The sequence below is a fragment of the Roseiarcus sp. genome, assembly GCF_052145395.1.
In the GTDB taxonomy this organism is placed as follows: Bacteria; Pseudomonadota; Alphaproteobacteria; order Rhizobiales; family Beijerinckiaceae; genus Roseiarcus.
Map to the genome: position 1 here is coordinate 1 of NZ_JBKQOT010000214.1, position 2,956 is coordinate 2,956.

The window sequence follows — 2,956 nt, forward strand, 5'->3', positions numbered from 1 at the left end:
GGAACGACCGGGGCGCGTCGGCCTTGACAACCCCCGAGGCTTCGCTGCTTGTGCCAAGATGGAAGGCTGAGCCCGAACCGGGCTCAGTCCTTCACCCCGGTTCGCCGCGCCTTGAATCGGGGCGGCGGACTCAGCCCCACCGGCAGTGCACGCCGCCCCAGGGGCCGACCCAGCACCGGCGCACGGGTCCATAATAGCCGTAGAAGCCGTAAGGCCTGGGACCCCAGCCCCAGCGCCGCCAGCCCCACGGGCGGTTGGGATGCCAGCGTCCCCAGCGATCCCACCAGACGTGCTGGACGTCGGCGCCGGCGACCGGCGCGGCGATCGAAGTCGCGGACAGCGTAAACGCGGACGACGGACCGGACGACGCCATGACGGCGAGCGTCGCGCCGGCGAGCACGGCCAGAGCGCCGCGCGGAACAAGCCTTGAGGTCATGCTGTTCTCCTTGGTGAGCCCCTCAGTCCGTCCATGGAACGCCCGAGCCGCTGAACTGGACGTGAACCGCGCGTTATTCTTTGCGGTTGACAATCGCGCCCCGCAGGAGCAACGGGGTTTGATCGTCCGAGTTGACCGCGACGGGCGATCATGGTCAATTTTGAACGCGCTGGCGCGTTTTGTGACAATCGGATGACGATCGGCGCAGGGCGCAGGGTTTTACAGCCGCACGAACGGCCCGCCCCTTAACGGGACATGCAACCGTTCACGGCCGGAAGAGGAGACAGACTTGAACGACGGCCCTAGTTGCCCCGTTGGTGCGCTCTCCTGGCGTCCGGCGGGTTCCCCAATCCTGAAAACCCAAACCCAAGCCGCCCCCGCGCCCGCGCGAGCCTTCGCCGACTGATCGTCGACGGGTTCCTCCTCGAGCCGGCGACGGCGAAAGGAGAGAACCCATGACGGTGAACGTCAAAATCGCCGAGCCGGTCGAGGCCGCCGTGCTCGACGCCGCCCACATCGGCCACATCCACGGCGCTTTCGGCACCATCCTCCACGGCGACGTTGGCCCGCGGAAGACCTGGAAGCATCGCCTTACCACTCTCCTCGCCATCATCGGCCCCGGCCTGATCGTCATGGCGGGCGACAATGACGCGGGCGCTTTCGCCACTTACGGCCAGGCTGGTCAGACCTACGGCACGACCCTGCTCTGGACGCTCGCGCTGCTCATCCCGGTGCTCTACGTCAACCAGGAGATGGTGCTTCGGCTCGGCGCGGTCACCGGCGTCGGCCATGCACGCCTGATCTTCGAGCGGTTCGGCAAGTTCTGGGGCGCCTTCAGCGTCGTCGACCTCTTCCTGCTCAATGCGCTCACGATCGTCACCGAGTTTATTGGCATCAGCCTCGCGCTCGACTACCTCGGCCTGAACAAGATCGCGGGCGTCGTCATCGCCGCGGGCCTGATCATTGGCGCCGTCAGCACCGGCGACTTCCGCCGTTTCGAGCGCTTCTCGATGGCTTTGGTGTTCGGCAGCCTGCTCTTGATCCCGATCTATCTGATGGTGAACCCTCCCATCGGGCAGGTCGCGCACGACTTCGTCGTCCCGCAAATTCCAGCGACCGACAAGATGAGCGACATGATGCTCCTGATCATCGGTCTCGTCGGGACAACGGTCGCGCCCTGGCAGCTCTTCTTCCAGCAGAGCTACGTCATCGACAAGCGCATCACGCCGCGCTTCATCCGCTATGAGCGGCTCGACCTGTGGCTCGGGATCGCGCTGGTCATCGTCGGAGCGGTGGCGATCATCGCGTTCACCGCGCAGGCCTTCGTCGGAACGCCGGAATTCGGCAATTTCACCGACGCGGGAGGCATCGCCGTCGGGATCGAGAAGTACGCCGGACGCACGGCGGGCGTGATGTTCGCGATCGCGCTCATCGACGCCGCGATGATCGGCGCCGCGGCGGTGTCGCTCTCGACGGCCTACGCCATCGGCGACGTGTTCTCGGCCCGGCATTCCCTGCATCGGAAGGTCACGGAGGCGAAGGGCTTCTATGGGGTCTACGTCCTGCTGATCGCCGTCGCCGCCGCGATCGTGCTGACGCCCGGCGCGCCGTTGGGGTTGCTCACTGTCGCCGTGCAGACGCTGGCTGGCGTCCTGCTGCCGAGCGCGACCGTGTTCCTGCTCCTGCTGTGCAACGACAAACCTGTGCTCGGTCCGTGGGTCAACGGGCGCTGGGTCAATGCGCTGACCGGCGCGGTGATCGCCGGGCTGGTGGTTCTGTCGGTGATCCTGACCGTCTCGGTCCTTTTCCCCGACGCGACCAACGCGCGGACGATTCTCGGCATTCTGACCGGGGGCGGCGTAGCGGCCGCGGCGATCGCGCTCGCGCTGATGGCGTTCGGCCGCAAGGACGCCGAGGCGCCGGCCTCAAAGGTCGCGTTCGATCGCAACACGTGGCGGATGCCTCCGCTCGCGACGCTGCCGCCCGCAAAACTGTCGCTGGCGGCAAAAACCTGGATGGGCGTCCTCCGCCTCTACCTGGTCGTCGCAGGCGGGCTGGTGCTGATCCGCATCGTGACGCTGGCGTTCGGCGGAGGATAAATCCGCCGCGCTGTAGGGCGGGGTCGGCGGCCCGGCCTCGGCGCGTTCAGCGACCGCGCCCCGCAGGAGCCGCCTCACGCCGCCGTGTAGCGGGGGTCCTCGCTTTCAAGGGCTTGGACCCTCGCTTAGCGACGGCGCACGGTCACGCGCCTCCGCCGGCGCGCCTCCCCCGCGTCACCCCCAGGAGCTCGCCCAAGAGGTCGAGCCCTACCCGCAGCCGGTCAGTGACGACGGCGTCGGCGCGCCAGGGGGTGGCGAGTTCGGGGATGAAGCCGCGGCAGTCGCGCACCCCGGCCCCTTCGATGACGATGCGGGTGGCGATCGGCCAGGCGGCGGGGCCGACGCGGTCCTCGGCCGTGCGCAGCTTGTCGCGGGCATGCAGCGCGGCCTCGGACTGGGGCAGCCCCGGCCGCGGACCGAA

General features: G+C 68.1%; 3 protein-coding genes. 1 reads left to right on the plus strand and 2 read right to left on the minus strand.

Going from position 1 to position 2,956, the window contains the following annotated elements:
* Window positions 1–130 precede the first annotated feature (130 nt).
* A complete protein-coding gene (locus ACLP25_RS07310) occupies window positions 131–436 on the minus strand; it encodes a hypothetical protein (protein ID WP_442468553.1) in 306 nt (101 codons plus the stop codon).
* 455 nt (window positions 437–891) lie between these two features.
* Here ACLP25_RS07310 and ACLP25_RS07315 point away from each other — a divergent pair, with 455 nt between their 5' ends.
* The gene (locus ACLP25_RS07315) at window positions 892–2,535 is read left to right on the plus strand and encodes an NRAMP family divalent metal transporter (RefSeq protein ID WP_442468554.1); all 1,644 of its coding nucleotides are present in this window, start codon (window positions 892–894) and stop codon (window positions 2,533–2,535) included.
* A gap of 142 nt (window positions 2,536–2,677) precedes the next feature.
* Here the strand turns inward: ACLP25_RS07315 and ACLP25_RS07320 are convergent.
* On the minus strand, window positions 2,678–2,956 hold a 279-nt coding region (locus tag ACLP25_RS07320; RefSeq protein WP_442468555.1), incomplete at its 5' end, for a hypothetical protein.